Raw genomic sequence first — 15,420 nt, 5'->3', positions numbered from 1 at the left:
AAGATCATCGGCCCATGGCGTGGTGCTCAGCCTGTGCCTGTTCAAGCCGAGCTTCGCAGCATCAGTTCCGCGTTGAGCAGGATACGCCCGCCCTCTGGTTTGGCCGAGGATTTTTCATCCAGCCTCTCCAGCAGAAGTTCGATGGCCAGGCGGCCGATCTCGTTGTAGTTCTGCGCTACCGTGGTGATCGGCGGGCAGGCGTAGCGCGACAAGGGATGGTCGTCGTGTCCCGCGACCCGCATGTCGCAGTCCGCCCCATGGCCCACCTTCAGCCCCAGCTGATACGCGGCCGCGATCACGCCGAAGGCAACACGGTCGTTGGCGCAAAGCACGGTCCTGGTCGGAAAACCTTGCCCCTTCAGGATACGAAGCGCTTCGTCAAAGCCGAATTTCTCGAAATCCCATGACCGCGCGTCGACGACGGGCACGATTTCAGGCGTCATCTTGAACTGCTGCATGGCCTCGACATAGGCGTCCTGTCTGGCCTGGGCGTTGTTGTTGACCAGCGGCATGGCGAAGTAGCAGGGCGGCTCGCCGGACCTGCAGAGATAGTCGACGATGAGCCTGAAGCTCTGCCTGTTGTCGGTGCCGACGAACGACGAGGTCTCGTCGAGTGGCGAGTCGACATAGATCAGCGGGATGCTCGATCCGAGTTCGGCCAGGATCCGGTGATGGGACTGCACGCCGAGCGGCGCGATGATTGCGCCGGCAATGTTCATCGACTTGAACGTCTGGATCGCCTGGTCTTCCATTTCGGCGCGTCCGTCCGAAGACAGCACAAACGCCAGGAAACCGGCCTCGTTGGCGATCGTTTCGATACGGCGCGTCAGCGCCATGTAGAATGGATCCGTCGAATTCGGAATGATGACGCCGAGTATGTTGCTGCGTCGGCGATTGAGATTGACGGCGAACATGCTCGGCCGAAAGCCGGACTTCCTTTGCGCGGCCTCGATCACGATTCGAGTGTTTTTCCGTACCGAGCTGGGATCGTTGAAATATTTGGATACCGTCGTGCGGGACAAGCCGACAAAGGCCGAGAAGTCCTCCATCGTCCTGATCGTCTTGGCCATTCACTGGCTCCCTGCTCGAACTGCCGTCGCCACTGTCTACTTGAGTCACCTTTTTGCGGAAAGGAGGCGGGATGTTCTTTCCGAGCGCGGGAGACCACCTGTGGTCCATGCGCGCGGCTGTACTGTTTGAAATTACGGCTCGGAGGAAAACTGTACTTTCATCGTCGTTGGGTCGCCGCTGGCTTTGGCGAAGAACGGCAACAGTTCGGAAAGCGGCAGCTGGTGGCTGACAAGCCGCGCCATCGTGCCGTCGTCTTGGCTGAGAATGTCGAGCGCCTGCGGGATGTTGCGGTTCAATGAGTGCGACCCCGCCAACCTGATCTGCCGGCGGAAAATCTCGAACGGAGCGACCGAGATCCTGGCATCGGGTGCACAGACACCGAAAATGAGCGCCGTGCCGCCATCGGCGGTGAGACCGATCATGCCTTCGACCACCTTGGCGACACCGGTGGCGTCGGCGACGAAATCGAAGCCCCGCGCCCGCGCCGACAGCGCCTGCGATCCCGACACCAGCGGTTCCAGCCCGAGCGCCTCTGCGAAGGCAAGGCGCTGTTCGCTGATATCGGCGACGGCCACGCTGGCGACGCCCTTGGCCCTGAGCGAGAGGGCCAAGAGCAGGCCGATCGGCCCGGCGCCAAAGACCAGCGCGGTGCCAGGCGTGCTGTTGCCGGCTCCAAGCCCGGCCGCACCGAGACCATTGAGGACACAGGCGAGCGGCTCGGCGAGTGCCGCCGTGGCGAAACCGAGGTCGCCGATCCCATGCAGATGGTCGACGGCAACCATGCTGAACTCGGCGAAGCCGCCATTCTCGGTCACGCCATAGGCTTTCAGGCTGGCGCACAGATTGGTCAGGCCCTTCCTGCAGGCCGGGCAATGCCCGCACGGGATGTTTGGATCGACAGCGACCCGATCGCCAGGCTTGACGGTGGTGACATCGCTGGCGACCGCCTCGACGGTGCCAGCATATTCGTGGCCTGGGACCAGCGGAAACGCGCCTTCGCCGTAGCGGCCATGCAGCACCTCGATGTCGGTGTGGCAAAGGCCGGCCGCGCGGACCCTTACCAGCGCATGCCCCGGTTTGATCGCGGGCATCTCTAGCTCCGCCATGCCGGCAACGCCTGCGGCGGTAAATCGGATGGCCTTCATGTCAGTCTCCCCTGCTTGGACGACCTTATCCTGAATGACGCGTCAGCTCATCCAGTTGCCGCCGTCCACATTGTAGGTCTGCGCAAGGATGTAGTCGCTGTCGGGCGATGCCAGGAACACTGCAAGCCCCGCAATATCCTCGGGCTGCGCGAAGCGGCCGATCGGAACCGATCTGGCCACGGCCGCCTTCTTCTCGCCCGGCTTCAAGCCTTCCCATCGGGCGAAGTGCGCATCGACAACATCCCAATGCTCGCCGTCGACGACACCGGGTGCGATCGCGTTGACATTGATGCCGTGTTTGACCAGTGCCAGCGCGGCCGATTGCGTTGCCGAAATGATCGCTGCCTTGGAGGCGCAGTAGAGCGTCACCAGCGCTTCGCCGCGGCGACCGGCCTGGCTCGCCATGTTGATGATCTTGCCGCCACGACCGCGCGCGATCATTACATTGGCCACGGCCTTCATCATGAACAGCGGCGCCTTGAGATTGATGGCAAACACCCTGTCATAGCTCGCTTCGGTGATGTCGGTTATCGGCGCCATGTCGAAGATGGCCGCGTTGTTGACGAGGATATCGATGCCGCCGAAATCGCGGTCGACCTCCGCCACCACCTTGTCGATCGCGCCGAGGTCGGTGACGTCAAGCAGGATGGCGCGGGCCGCCGGACCGATCGCGCCGGCGGCGCGCGTGGCGCGCTCGATGTCGATATCGGCAATCACCACCTTGGCGCCTTCGCGGGCGAAGGCTTGCGCGAAACCCAGGCCGATGCCGCGCGCACCGCCTGTTATGAGGGCAATCTTGTTGTTCAGTTTCATGTCCAATTCCGAGAGTTTCTGAAAACGCTATCATAGCGGCCGGATGGCGACCGGCGCGACGTCATGGGAGACCTGGCTCATCGGATTTCCCCTCCCGAGAAACGCACGGACCCGCTGTGGCGGATCCGTGCATCCTCCAGGCCTTCTGCAACGGGAGGCTTGTCAGGCCCGGATCGCCAGGAGGCCGTGCTCATTCAACCTCCTAGCTCACCTGTTTGGGCTTGAACCCGCCTATTTGATGTAACCCGCCTCCGTCATCGTCTTTTCCACGGCGGTCTGGGCGCCGTTGAGCACATCGTCGACCGACTGCTGGCCGGTGACAGCAGCGGCTATCGCCTGGCCGACCTCGGTGCCGATGCCCTGGAATTCGGGGATGGCGACGAATTGGATGCCGGTATAGGGAACCGGATCCTTGGTCTGCTTGGTCGGATCGGCGGATTCGATCGCCGAAAGCACCGTCGCGGCGAAAGGCGCCGCCTTCTGGTAGTCCGGGCTGGCATAGGTGGATTTGCGCGTTCCCGGAGGTGCCGCGACCCAGCCTTCGGTCTCGCCGACGCGCTGGACATAGGCTTTCGACGTCGCCCACTTCACGAACGACTTGGCGGCATCCGCCTTGGTGGAACTCGCCGGGATGGCCAGGCTCCAAGCCCAACCCCAGGCCGAACCGTTGGGCGTGACCGCCACCGGCGCCTTGGCGAAGGCGACCTTGTCGGCAACCTTGCTCTGCTTCGGATCATAAACACGACCCGCCGCCGACGTGGCGTCGATCCACATGGCGCAATGGCCCGAGGCGAACAAGGTCTGGTTCTCGTTGAAGCCGTTGGAGCTTATTCCCGGAGGTCCATCCTTCTTCATCGTGTCGACGTACCAGCCGATCGCCTTCTTCCACGCATCCGAATTGATCTGCGGCTTCCAGTCCATGTCGAACCAGCGGCCGCCGAACGTGTTCACCAGCGTGCCGACAAACGCCATGTTTTCGCCCCAGCCCGGCTTGCCGCGCAGGCACAGGCCGTATTGCTCCTTTGACTTGTCGGTGAGTTTGTCGGCGAATTCGGTGATCTGGTCATAGGTGGGCTGCTCCGGCATCTTCAGGCCGGCAGCGTCGAACAGATCCTTGCGGTAGAGCGTGAACGAGCTTTCGGCGTAGAAGGGCACGGCATAGAGCTTGCCATCGACCGTCAGGCCGCTGCGCACCGGCGCGATGAGATCGTCATAGTCATAATCGTCGCCAAGATCGTTGAGCGATGTCAGCCAGCCGCTCTTGCCCCAGATCGGCGTTTCATAGCCGCCGATGGTCAGCACGTCGAACTGGCCGCCCTTGGTGGCGATATCGGTGGTGACCCGCTCGCGCAGGACGTTCTCCTCGAGCACCACCCAGTTGACCTTGTTTCCCGTCGCCTTCTCCCATTCCGGCGACAGCTTCTGCATGATGATCATGTCGCCATTGTTGACCGTCGCGACCGTGATCTCCGCGGACAGCGCGGCAGTCGCCGTCAGTGCGGAAGCGGTGACCGACGCGGCGAGAATTCCAATACGCTTACCAATTGGCATTTCGTCTCCTCCTTTACGAATGCGCATGTGTAAGTGAACATGCGTGTATATTTTATTGCGCTTGAGAACACCCAAGTCAAGCTGCATGGAACTTGATATTTGGCGGATGGGCCGAGCCCGACGCATCGCATCTTGCCGCTTGGCGCATCAAGAAAGGTGCGTGCGTAGCAAGGAAAGTGAACGTACGTGCAGTTTGTGTTGACTTCGCCCTCGATGCGAATTACCTCGGCTACAGTCAGGGGCGTTCGTGCAACCCGCACGCCGACGCGATCCGCGTCCGCTCCGGCTGGGGAGAGAAGGAATTACAGGAATGAGCCTTTCCCGCCGAAGGGAGATCGCGTCCGAATCCGTTGGTCCGACGATTGCCGCCGGCGAAATCCTGGTCGAGATCATGGCGACGGACCGGGGTCTGGGGTTCCTCGAACCGCTGACGCTGGTCGGTCCTTACCCGAGCGGTGCTCCGGCCATCTTCATCGACCAGGTCGCAAGGCTGGGCGGCAGCGCCGGGCTGATCGGCTGCGTCGGCCGCGACGATTTTGGCACGATCAATCTGGAACGGCTCCAGCGCGACGGCGTCGACGTGTCCGCCGTCGCCGTCAGCGACCGCTACCCGACGGGAAGCGCCTTCGTTCGCTACAGGCCCGATGGCGGTCGCGATTTCGTCTACAACATCGCCGAATCCGCCGCCGGGCAAATCCGCCTCACGCATGAGGCGCGCCAACTGGCGGACAGGGCCGGCCACCTGCATGTCATGGGATCCACTTTGTCCGTAGCCGGGCTGAGGGACATCGTTGCCTATGCCACGAAGGCGGTGCGCGCCCGCGGCGGTTCGACCTCCTTCGATCCGAATGTGCGCAAGGAACTAATCGACGGCGCCGACGGCACGCAATTTTCAGCCCTGGTCGACGATGCCGATCTGCTGCTTCCCTCCGGCGAAGAGTTGCTCACCGCGGCAGGGGTCGACGATGAATGCCAGGCGGTGAAGGCGTTGATCGCCAGGGGCGTCGGCGAGATCGTGCTGAAGCGAGGGGCGGCCGGGTCGTCCCGGTTCGCCGCCGATGGCAGCAGGATCGACTGCGCCGGCTTCCTGGTGGAGGAAGTGGACCCGACCGGAGCCGGCGACTGTTTCGGCGCGACCTACCTGACCTGCCGGCGCCAGGGGATGGAGCCCGGCAAGGCGCTGTTCTATGCCAATGCCGCCGGCGCCCGCAACGTCACGCGGCGCGGACCCATGGAAGGGGTCACCGGCTTCGATGTGCTTGACGGTTTCATCGCCGGGACACAGAGGGCGACATGATGGCCAACCCCCTTGCAGGCCTCGCCGCCGCCCGCAGAAACGGATCGCCTTACGGCATCACCTCGATCTGTTCGGCCCATGCGCTGGTGATCCAGACGGCTATAAGGCGCGCCGTACAGGACAAGGAAACCACATTGCTGATCGAGGCGACCTGCAACCAGGTCAACCAGTTCGGCGGCTACACCGGGATGACGCCGGACCTGTTCATCGCCTTCGTGCAGGAGATCGCCAGCAGGGAAGGTCTCGAGGCCTCGCGCATCATCTTCGGTGGCGACCACCTTGGACCGAACCCGTGGCGCGCGGAGCCGGCCGCACAGGCGATGAGCAAGGCCGAGGCCATGGTCACCGCCTATGTCTGGGCCGGCTTCAGCAAGATTCATCTCGACGCGTCGATGGGATGCGCCGGCGAGCCGGCTGCCCTGGATGACGAGACGATCGCCATTCGGGCGGCGCGGCTGGCCAAGGCGGCCGAAAAGGCGGCGCGCGCGCGTGGTGGTGCATTGCCGGTCTACATCATCGGCACCGAGGTTCCGGCCCCTGGCGGCGTCGATCACACGATCAGCGACCTGAAGCCAACCGAAGCGGCGGCGGCGCGCCGCACGATCGACTTGCATCGCGAGATCTTTGCCCGGGAAGGCCTGGCCGAAGCGTTTGGCCGAGTCATTGCTGTGGTCGTGCAGCCGGGCGTCGAATTCGGCAGCCAGAACGTCGTCGCCTACAGGCCACAGGCGTCGAAGGCGCTGACCGGACTGCTCGATGAGGAACTGTCGCTCGTCTACGAGGCGCATTCCACCGACTATCAGAGTCGCGGGGCGCTGACGGCACTTGTCGGCAACGGCTTTCCCATCCTCAAGGTCGGCCCGGGCCTGACATTCGCCTTGCGCGAGGCACTTTACGGGCTTGACCTGATCGCGTCCGAAATGGTCGCGGACTATGGTGACAGGTCGCTGGCCCGCACGATGGAGCGGGTGATGCTGGCGTCACCTGGCCATTGGCACAGTCACTATCACGGCAGCGACGCGAGCCTGTACCTCCAGCGGCACTACAGCTACAGCGACCGCATCCGCTATTACTGGAGCAAACCCACTGCCGGCGTTGCCGTCGGCCGCCTGCGCGAGGTGCTCAACGGCGTCGCTATTCCCGAAACGCTGATGCGGCAATTCCTGCCGATGGTGCCGGCCGAACTCGGCCCCGCCGGGGATCCCGAGACTATCCTTCACGCCGCGATCGGCCAGGTGCTGGCCGACTACGACGCGGCCTGCCGCGGCGACGCCGCCTGAATCCGTCGCGCGGTGGATAGCCAAAGGGTTCGCTGTGCCTGTCGGGCGGCGCCCCGCGCCGCTTGCCTTGACAAATCCGGCCTCCCATGCGCTTTTCGCGCAAATTTTGAGGCCGGGGCTGTGATGCTTCGGCCGGCAACCCAGCACCCCGGACTTACCAATGACAATGCACCGTTACCGCAGCCATACCTGTGCCCAGTTGAGGAAGAGCGACGTCGGCTCGACCGTTCGCCTGTCTGGCTGGGTGCATCGCGTGCGCGATCATGGCGGCCTGCTGTTCATCGACCTGCGCGACAATTATGGCCTGACCCAGATCGTCGCCGATCCGGATTCGCCGGCCTTCAAGGTTGCCGAGACCGTACGTGGCGAGTGGGTCATCCGCGTCGATGGCGAGGTCAAGGCGCGCTTGCCCGAGACCACGAACGCCAACCTGCCGACCGGCGAGATCGAGATTTTCGCGCGCGAGATCGAGGTGCTGTCGGCGGCCAAGGAGTTGCCGCTGCCGGTGTTCGGCGAACCGGACTATCCCGAGGATATAAGGCTGAAATACCGTTTCCTCGACCTGCGCCGTGAGACTCTGCACAAGAACATCATCGCGCGGACAAAAATCATCGCCGAAATGCGCAGGCGCATGGGCGAGGTCGGCTTCACCGAATTCTCGACGCCGATCCTGACCGCCTCGTCGCCGGAAGGCGCGCGCGACTTCCTGGTGCCGTCGCGCATCCATCCCGGCACCTTCTACGCACTGCCGCAGGCGCCGCAGCAGTACAAACAGCTGATCATGGTCTCGGGCTTCGACCGCTACTTCCAGATCGCGCCGTGTTTCCGCGACGAAGACCCGCGCGCCGACCGGCTGCCGGGCGAATTCTACCAGCTCGACCTCGAAATGAGCTTCGTCGAGCAGGACGACGTGTTGTCGACCATGGAACCGGTTCTGCGCGGCGTCTTCGAGACGTTCGCCAACGGCAAGCCGGTGACGCAGAAATTCCAGCGCATCCCCTATGATGTCGCCATGCGCAAATACGGTTCCGACAAGCCGGACCTGCGCAACCCGATCGAGATGCAGGCTGTCTCCGATCACTTCCGCGATTCCGGCTTCAAGGTGTTCGCCAACATCCTGGCCAACGACCCGAAGGCCGAGGTGTGGGGCATTCCGGCAAAGACCGGCGGCAGCCGCGCCTTCTGCGACCGCATGAACTCCTGGGCGCAAGGCGAGGGCCAGCCCGGGCTGGGCTACATCTTCTGGCGCAAGGAAGGCGACAAGATCGAAGGCGCCGGTCCGCTCGCCAAGAACATCGGCGAGGAGCGTACCGAGGCGATCCGCCAACAGCTCGGCCTTGCCGACGGCGACGCCGCCTTCTTTGTCGCCGGCGACCCGAAGAAGTTCGTCTCGTTTGCAGGTGCCGCACGCACCCGCGCCGGCGAGGAGCTGAACCTTGTCGACCAAGATCGTTTCGAACTGTGCTGGATCGTCGACTTCCCGTTCTTCGAATGGAACGAGGAAGAGAAGAAGATCGACTTCGCCCACAACCCGTTCTCGATGCCGCAGGGCGGCATCGATGCGCTGAATGGCGAGGATCTGCTCGGTATCAAGGCGTTCCAATACGACATGGTCTGCAATGGCTTCGAAATCGCCTCTGGCGGTATCCGTAATCACTTGCCTGAAACCATGGTCAAGGCGTTCGAGACGGTCGGGCTGGATCGTGCCACGGTCGAGGAGCGCTTCGGCGGCCTCTACCGCGCCTTCCAGTACGGCGCGCCGCCGCATGGCGGCATGGCCGCCGGCGTCGATCGTGTCGTCATGCTGCTGGTCGGTGCGAAGAACCTGCGTGAGATCACCATGTTCCCGATGAACCAGCAGGCCTACGATTTGTTGATGAACGCGCCTTCGGAAGCAAGCCCGCAGCAGCTTCGCGAACTGGCGCTGCGCGTCGCCGCGCCCAAGAAGGACGCCTGATCGCGCGCTTCGGGCGATACTTTAAAGAACCGCCCGAAGCGATTCTTTCGATTCGCTAATCCCACAAAAAAGCCCGGCATCGCTGCCGGGCTTTTTCGCGTATTGAGGTCGCTTCGATCAGTCTTCGTTGGCCTTGACGGCGACGCCGAGCGTCTTCGGCAGCTCGAGCGGGTTGGACATGGCGCCCGCCATGATCAGCGCGAACGGCACCGATGCCGGCGGTTCGGCCGAGATTTCGAGGCTCTTTGGATCGTCGAGATACTTGCCGACTGCGGCGGTCACCTGCGCCGTCAGTTCCGGATTGTTGAGCTGCGCCATGCCGAATGGCACGATCGCCTTGGCCTGGTTGGCGATGTCCTTGGCCGACATGCCTTGCTGCTTGCCGACATATTCCAGCACCTTGTTGGTCAGCGAATCGTCGTCGAAACGGATCGAGGCGCTGTTGAACGAAAGCTGCTGCAACAGGCCGAGCATGGCCATGCCTTGCGCCGAATTGTCGGCGCCTTCGGGCTGTGCCGCCATCTTCTTCTGCATTTCCTGCAGCGACTTGATGAAGTCCATCGTGTAGCCGCCGAGGTCGAAGGTCATGCCGAGCGTGCCGGCGTTCTCGACGGAAATGTCGTATTTCGACAGTTCCATCTTGCCGTCCGTGGGCTGCCAGGTGCCGGCCATCTCGAGATTGCCCGCGATGTTCTGGTAGCCGAGCGCGTTGATCACTTCCTTGGACTTGGGGTCGTCGACCAGCGTCAGGTCGGCATTGAACTTTTCCGTGGTGGCGGTGAATTCCATCGCCTTGCCGTCCGCCGGCGGCGTGATCTCGACGGCAAGTCCGTCCATCGAGAACGCGGTCTTGTCGGCGACCTTGACGGTCATGTTTGAGAGTTCGGCCGACTTGTACATCATCAGCGAGCCCAGCGGACCGGTGGAGCCGTCGGCCGGAACCGACATGTCGTGGATGACGAAGGGGCTGAGGTTAAGGGTGACGCCGTCCTTCGAGTGTTCGAATGCCGACGTCGAAACGGTGGCGATATCATAGCCGCCATTTGCCTCGGTGACGCCCTCGAGCTTGACGTCGCCGATGGGAAGCGCTTCCTTTTCCGCCGCCGGCTTGATGGCAACGCCCTGCAGCACCATGCTGGTGTTGTCGCCGGTCACGCCGGTCCAGGAAATGTCGACGCCCTGGGCGGAAAGTGCAGCCTTCAGCCGGTCGGCGACCGCTGCGTCCTGGGCGAGGGCCGCGTTCAGCGGCAGCGTGAGCAAAAAGGTCGAAAAGGCGAACTTCTGGAGAGTTGAGCGTTTGATTGTCATCGCAAGGTCCCTGAGAGTGTCCTGAAATTATTTTTCAATTCTTTGCGCCATCACCATTCCGTGACGAACTGGACGGGAAAAAGGCGTGTCCCGGCACAATGGTCGAAAATCACGGTGAAAGGCAAACTCGATCCCACCGTCTTTGCGCAAACCGGTGAATTTGTAATGAAGAGCCGGTTGCCTGATATCATCACGCTTGGCCATAGAGGCCTGATGTAACAGGCTGATGTTGGTCGACATCCGTTGGCCTGCGGTTTCATGTTGCAGAAGCCCAGGTACATCTGCCGGCCCCTTGCCGCGAATCACCCGCTCGGCTAGGTCCAGCCCATGGGAAAAAGGCTTTTGCCGCCTGAAAATGGCGGTGGCGATCATGTCGAACCGGTCGATCTGAAGAAGGCGCTGGAAGAGCGCTATCTGGCCTATGCGCTGTCGACCATCATGCACCGGGCGCTGCCGGACGTGCGCGACGGACTGAAACCGGTCCATCGCCGCATCATGCACGCCATGCGTCTGCTGCGGCTGAACCCCGACCAGGGCTTTGCCAAATGCGCCCGCATCGTCGGCGAGGTGATGGGCAAGTTCCACCCGCATGGCGACCAGTCGATCTATGACGCGCTGGTGCGGCTGGCGCAGGATTTTTCGATGCGCTACCCGTTGGTCGACGGGCAGGGCAATTTCGGCAACATCGACGGCGATAACGCCGCTGCCATGCGCTACACCGAAGCGCGCATGACTGATGTGGCGACCGAGCTGTTGTCCGGCATCACCGAAGACGCCGTCGACTACCGGCCGACCTACAATGAAGAGGACGAGGAGCCGGTGGTTTTGCCCGGCGCCTTTCCGAACCTGCTCGCCAACGGCTCGTCCGGCATTGCGGTGGGCATGGCGACATCGATCCCGCCTCACAACGCTGCCGAGCTTTGCGATGCGGCACTCCACCTGATCGAGCATCGGGATGCGCCGGTGGCGAAGCTGATGGACTTCGTCCAGGGCCCGGATTTCCCGACCGGCGGCATCATCGTCGACAGCCGCGCCTCCATCCTCGAAGCCTATGAAACCGGGCGCGGCGGCTTCCGTGTCCGGTCGAAATGGATCCAGGAGGACCAGGGCAGGGGCACCTGGAGTATCGTCGTCACCGAAATCCCGTACGGCGTGCAGAAGGCGCGGCTGATCGAGAAGATCGCCGAGCTGCTGATGGCGCGCAAGCTGCCGCTGCTCGAGGATATCCGCGACGAAAGTGCGGAAGACATCCGCGTCGTCCTGGTGCCGAAGAGCCGCTCGGTCGACCCGGGCATCCTGATGGAATCGCTGTTCAAGCTCACCGAGCTCGAAAGCCGCTTCCCGCTCAACATGAACGTCCTGTCGCGCGGCAAGGTGCCCAACGTCCTGTCGCTGAAGGGCGTGCTGCAGGAATGGCTCGAACACCGCCGCGACGTTTTGATCCGTCGCTCGAAACATCGCCTCGGCGAGATCGAAAGACGGCTGGAGATTCTCGCCGGCTACCTGATCGCCTATCTCAACATCGACGAGGTGATCAGGATCATTCGCGAGGAGGATGAGCCCAAGCAGGTGATGATGGCCCGCTGGTCGCTCACCGACACCCAGGCCGAAGCCATCCTCAACATGCGGCTGCGCGCTCTGCGCAAGCTGGAAGAGTTCGAGATCCGCAAGGAATTCGACGGTCTGAGCGCCGAGAAGAAGCAGATCGAGGCGTTGCTTGCTTCAAACGAAAAGCAATGGGCGACGATCAAGTGGGAAGTCACCAACATCCGCGACAAGTTCGGCCCGGAGACCGAGCTCGGCAAGCGCCGCACCCAGTTCGCCGATGCGCCCGAGCATGACCTGACCGACATTGCGCACGCCATGATCGAGCGCGAGCCGGTCACCCTGGTCGTCTCGGAAAAAGGTTGGTTGCGGGCGATGAAGGGGCATCTGGCCGATCTTTCCACGCTGACCTTCAAGGAGGGTGACAGCCTCAAGCTCGCCTTCCATGCCCAGACCACCGACAAGGTGCTGGTCTTCACCACCGGTGGCAAGTTCTACACCATCGGCGCCGACCGGCTGCCCGGTGGCCGCGGCCATGGCGAGCCGATCCGCATCATCGTCGACATGGACAATGACCAGGACATCGTCACCGCCTTCGTCCACGATCCGAAGCGCAAGCTTCTGCTGGCTTCGTATGACGCCAATGGCTTCATCGTGCCGGAGGAGGAAGTCGTCGCCAACACCCGCAAGGGCAAGCAGGTGATGAACGTCAAGGCGCCCGACGAGGCCAAGCGCTGCATCCCGGTCACTGGCGACCATCTCGCCATCGTCGGCGAGAATCGCAAGATGCTGGTGTTCGCGCTCTCCGACATCCCGGAGATGGGACGCGGCAAGGGCGTTCGCCTGCAGAAATACAAGGACGGCGGCCTTCTCGATCTCAAGCCGTTCACGCTGGAGAGCGGCCTGTCCTGGCAGGATTCGGCCGACCGCACCTTTATCCGGTCGCGCGAGGAGCTGGCCGAATGGATCGGCGCCCGTGCCTCGGCCGGCCGCATGGTGCCGAAGGGCTTTCCGAGGACAGGGAAGTTTGGATAGCTGCTAATCTCCCCCTCGAGGGGGAGATGTCGCCGAACGCGACAGAGGGGTCGGTCGGCGTTTCATACGCGGCGCCCCCACTCCGGCTGCAGCCGCATCTCACCCTTACAACTTCACCATCACCATTTGGACTATCGTCACGATTGCTGCACTATATCAGTGCATAAGCAGGAAAGGTGTCCGGGAGAGGCAGGCGTTTGAAGGAAGCAAAAATCCAGAAACCGGAACGGCAGCAGCGCCTGTTTGGCCTGTCCACGCCGCTGCGGTCGGCCGTCATTCCGCCGCTGTCGGCGGCGCGCTGGCTGCTGGTGCTGATCGTCGCCGCCGGTGTCTACTTCTTCCACGGCTTCCTGTTTCCGGTGCTGGCGGCGCTGGTCATCGCCTTTGCCAGCTGGCCGCTCTACCGGCGCCTGCTTGTCGCGGTTGGCGGCAACCGCACCATCGCCGCGACCTTTGCCATCCTGTTCATCCTCGCCTTCCTGGTGGTGCCGATCGCGCTTGCCGGTACCTACGCCATCAACGAGGTGCGCGAGTGGGTCGGCTGGGCGATAGAGACCAACCGGCACGGGGCCGTCACGCCGCAGTGGATCGCCACCATGCCTGTCGTGGGCGAGTGGCTGAACGAACAATGGACGACCAATTTTGGCCATCCTGGCGGCATTGGCGAACTGATCCAGCTGGTCAGCGGCGCCAACATCGGCAGCATCTATCGCGGCGTGCTTGCCGCCGGCGGCAGCGCCTTCGGCCTGCTCCTGACGCTGCTGTTCATGATGATCGCGCTGTTCTTCGCCTATCGCGACGGCGAACATTTCGCCGGCCAGATCGACCGCCTCGGCGAACGCATTCTGCCGGCGCGATGGGAGCGGATCTCGCGCGTCGTGCCGGCGACGATCTCTTCGACCGTGACCGGCATGACCGTCATCGCCATCGGCGAAGGGCTGGTGCTGGGCATTGCCTACTGGCTGGCCGGCGTGCCGTCTCCGGTGACACTCGGCGCCCTGACCGGCGTGATGGCGCTCATCCCCGGCGGCGCACCGCTGTCCTTCACCCTGGTCTCGATCTACCTCGCCGCCAGCGGGTCGCCGATGGCCGGGCTGGCCCTGTTCATCTGGGGTGCGGTCGAGCTGTTCATCGTCGACAAGACGCTGCGCCCGAAGCTGGTCGGCGGACCGATAAAGCTACCCTTCCTGCCGACTTTTTTCGGCCTGATAGGCGGCGTCAAGACCATGGGATTTCTCGGCCTGTTCATCGGCCCGGTGCTGATGGCCCTTTTGGTCGCGATCTGGCGCGAATGGCTGCGCGAGGTGGAACTGACCGACGAAATCCTGTCGGGTTCGCCGGTTGAAATCGAAGCTGGCCCACAGATCGAGGTTCTGCCCGAACACAGCGTGGTGAAGAAAGCCAGCGCCTGATTCTGCGATCCGGCTCGGTTAGGCCGGGTGATGCACCGCAAGGTCGCCACGGCGCTTGCGTCCGTCGTGCAACTGCCACAGCGAATGCGCGATCAGCGTGACGATCAGGATCGCGCCGCCGATCAGGCTGTTGCGGGTCGGTGTCTCGGCAAAGATCATCCACACCCAGACCGGCGCCAGCACGGTTTCGAGCAGGTAGAACATCGCCACTTCGGGACCTGAAATGTATTTCGGACCGTTGGCTAGGCAGAAGAACGAGATCGGCATGATGACGGCGCCGTTGAAGATGATCCACCATGGCGCGTTCACCTGAAACCCTTCGCCAGTGACCATGAAAGCCGCCAGCGCCAGCGGCAGAAGGACGCCGACCAGCGCCGTGAATCCCATATCCTTGCCACTGGCGCGCGAGATGGTGATGGCGACCGCGATGAAGAAAGCCGAGCACAGCGCCATGAAATCGCCGAACAAGTGCCCGGTGCCGACCGAGCCGCCGACGATGACCAGCACGCCGAGGATCATGACCAGCATCGCCACGATCGTCACCAGCCGTGGCTTCTCTTTCAGGAATATCCAGGACAGCAACGCCGCGAACACGGTGTTGAAGGCCAGGATGAACACCAGGTTGGCGGTCGAGGTGTGAAAGACGGCGGTGATGAAAGTGATCGAGGTCAGCCCGTAGCAAATCGCCACGACAAGGCCGGACCAGCCGGGGATGAGTTGCGGGGCGTTCCGGCTGAGCGCGCGCCAGATCGACCAGATGATCATGGCCGCGAGGAAGGTGGTGCCGGTGCGCAGCAACAGGATCGTCCAGGCGCCGCCGTCGGCGAGCCGGATCAGCGGAATGTCGACGGTCAGCGCCAAGCCGCCGATGGCGGTTATCAGAAGGCCCTTCTGGTGGTCATCGTGGGAGGACATGCAGCAACTTTCGCAATGAAATGCAGGTAGACCGGCGCAATGGCGCACTCTCCAGCCAAACGGCTGAAAGACCAGCATCCCCCGCCTTGAA

Annotated in this window: 12 protein-coding genes; 5 read left to right on the top strand and 7 right to left on the bottom strand. The window is 63.0% G+C overall.

What is annotated here, in order from left to right; all coding sequences use genetic code 11:
- Window positions 1-41: 41 nt before the first annotated feature.
- The 4 genes from HNQ71_RS01880 to HNQ71_RS01865 all read right to left on the bottom strand — a co-directional run bounded on the left by HNQ71_RS01880 (window position 42) and on the right by HNQ71_RS01865 (window position 4,580).
- The gene (locus tag HNQ71_RS01880; RefSeq protein ID WP_246461302.1) at window positions 42-1,049 is read right to left on the bottom strand and encodes a LacI family DNA-binding transcriptional regulator; all 1,008 of its coding nucleotides are present in this window, start codon (window positions 1,047-1,049) and stop codon (window positions 42-44) included.
- A gap of 153 nt (window positions 1,050-1,202) precedes the next feature.
- On the bottom strand, window positions 1,203-2,216 hold the full coding sequence (locus tag HNQ71_RS01875) for a zinc-dependent alcohol dehydrogenase family protein (RefSeq protein ID WP_184870915.1): 1,014 nt from the start codon (window positions 2,214-2,216) through the stop codon (window positions 1,203-1,205).
- A gap of 42 nt (window positions 2,217-2,258) precedes the next feature.
- Complete coding sequence (locus HNQ71_RS01870; protein WP_184870914.1) at window positions 2,259-3,029, bottom strand: L-iditol 2-dehydrogenase; 771 nt, start codon at window positions 3,027-3,029, stop codon at window positions 2,259-2,261.
- A 231-nt stretch (window positions 3,030-3,260) separates the two neighbouring features.
- On the bottom strand, window positions 3,261-4,580 hold the full coding sequence (locus HNQ71_RS01865) for an ABC transporter substrate-binding protein (protein ID WP_425492157.1): 1,320 nt from the start codon (window positions 4,578-4,580) through the stop codon (window positions 3,261-3,263).
- Between the two features lie 310 nt (window positions 4,581-4,890).
- Between HNQ71_RS01865 and HNQ71_RS01860 the strand changes: the two genes are divergently transcribed.
- The 3 genes from HNQ71_RS01860 (at window position 4,891) to aspS (ending at window position 9,114) form a co-directional block, all read left to right on the top strand.
- Complete coding sequence (locus HNQ71_RS01860) at window positions 4,891-5,877, top strand: tagatose kinase (protein WP_184870913.1); 987 nt, start codon at window positions 4,891-4,893, stop codon at window positions 5,875-5,877.
- Window positions 5,877-7,157, top strand: a complete 1,281-nt coding sequence (locus HNQ71_RS01855; protein ID WP_184872199.1) for a D-tagatose-bisphosphate aldolase, class II, non-catalytic subunit — start codon at window positions 5,877-5,879, stop codon at window positions 7,155-7,157. The genes HNQ71_RS01860 and HNQ71_RS01855 overlap by 1 nt, the downstream gene beginning before the upstream one ends.
- Before the next feature lie 166 nt (window positions 7,158-7,323).
- A complete protein-coding gene (aspS, locus tag HNQ71_RS01850) occupies window positions 7,324-9,114 on the top strand; it encodes an aspartate--tRNA ligase (protein ID WP_184872198.1) in 1,791 nt (596 codons plus the stop codon).
- A 117-nt stretch (window positions 9,115-9,231) separates the two neighbouring features.
- On the opposite strand, the gene HNQ71_RS01845 is transcribed toward aspS, so the two are convergent.
- On the bottom strand, window positions 9,232-10,422 hold the full coding sequence (locus HNQ71_RS01845) for a hypothetical protein (RefSeq protein ID WP_184870912.1): 1,191 nt from the start codon (window positions 10,420-10,422) through the stop codon (window positions 9,232-9,234).
- Between the two features lie 27 nt (window positions 10,423-10,449).
- Window positions 10,450-10,794 (bottom strand): hypothetical protein, encoded by a 345-nt coding sequence (locus HNQ71_RS01840; protein WP_184870911.1) that lies wholly within the window; start codon window positions 10,792-10,794, stop codon window positions 10,450-10,452.
- Here HNQ71_RS01840 and parC point away from each other — a divergent pair.
- Both parC and HNQ71_RS01830 read left to right on the top strand, forming a co-directional pair.
- Window positions 10,750-13,002, top strand: a complete 2,253-nt coding sequence (parC, locus tag HNQ71_RS01835; protein WP_184870910.1) for a DNA topoisomerase IV subunit A — start codon at window positions 10,750-10,752, stop codon at window positions 13,000-13,002. The genes HNQ71_RS01840 and parC overlap by 45 nt on opposite strands.
- Window positions 13,003-13,199: 197 nt before the next feature.
- Window positions 13,200-14,414: an AI-2E family transporter gene (locus HNQ71_RS01830; protein ID WP_184870909.1), complete on the top strand. Its 1,215-nt coding sequence runs from the start codon at window positions 13,200-13,202 to the stop codon at window positions 14,412-14,414.
- Window positions 14,415-14,432: 18 nt separating this feature from the next.
- Here the strand turns inward: HNQ71_RS01830 and HNQ71_RS01825 are convergent, their stop codons facing one another.
- Window positions 14,433-15,329, bottom strand: coding sequence for a DMT family transporter (locus HNQ71_RS01825; protein WP_184870908.1), 897 nt, complete (start codon window positions 15,327-15,329; stop codon window positions 14,433-14,435).
- Between the last annotated feature and the right edge of the window lie 91 nt (window positions 15,330-15,420).

It is taken from the genome of Mesorhizobium sangaii (assembly GCF_014207355.1).
GTDB lineage: Bacteria > Pseudomonadota > Alphaproteobacteria > Rhizobiales > Rhizobiaceae > Mesorhizobium > Mesorhizobium sangaii.
The sequence above is the reverse complement of the archived record's forward strand: the minus strand, read 5'-3'. Positions and strand labels throughout refer to the sequence as shown.

Excerpts from the sequence above, each read along its gene's own strand:
- HNQ71_RS01865 (WP_425492157.1), bottom strand. The coding sequence starts at position 4,580 with ATGCCAATTGGTAAGCGTATTGGAATTCTCGCCGCGTCGGTCACCGCT.
- HNQ71_RS01845 (WP_184870912.1), bottom strand. The coding sequence starts at position 10,422 with ATGACAATCAAACGCTCAACTCTCCAGAAGTTCGCCTTTTCGACCTTT.
- parC (WP_184870910.1), top strand. The coding sequence starts at position 10,750 with ATGGGAAAAAGGCTTTTGCCGCCTGAAAATGGCGGTGGCGATCATGTC.
- HNQ71_RS01880 (WP_246461302.1), bottom strand. The coding sequence starts at position 1,049 with ATGGAGGACTTCTCGGCCTTTGTCGGCTTGTCCCGCACGACGGTATCC.
- HNQ71_RS01855 (WP_184872199.1), top strand. The coding sequence starts at position 5,877 with ATGGCCAACCCCCTTGCAGGCCTCGCCGCCGCCCGCAGAAACGGATCG.
- HNQ71_RS01825 (WP_184870908.1), bottom strand. The coding sequence starts at position 15,329 with ATGTCCTCCCACGATGACCACCAGAAGGGCCTTCTGATAACCGCCATC.
- aspS (WP_184872198.1), top strand. The coding sequence starts at position 7,324 with ATGCACCGTTACCGCAGCCATACCTGTGCCCAGTTGAGGAAGAGCGAC.
- HNQ71_RS01840 (WP_184870911.1), bottom strand. The coding sequence starts at position 10,794 with ATGATCGCCACCGCCATTTTCAGGCGGCAAAAGCCTTTTTCCCATGGG.
- HNQ71_RS01875 (WP_184870915.1), bottom strand. The coding sequence starts at position 2,216 with ATGAAGGCCATCCGATTTACCGCCGCAGGCGTTGCCGGCATGGCGGAG.
- HNQ71_RS01870 (WP_184870914.1), bottom strand. The coding sequence starts at position 3,029 with ATGAAACTGAACAACAAGATTGCCCTCATAACAGGCGGTGCGCGCGGC.
- HNQ71_RS01860 (WP_184870913.1), top strand. The coding sequence starts at position 4,891 with ATGAGCCTTTCCCGCCGAAGGGAGATCGCGTCCGAATCCGTTGGTCCG.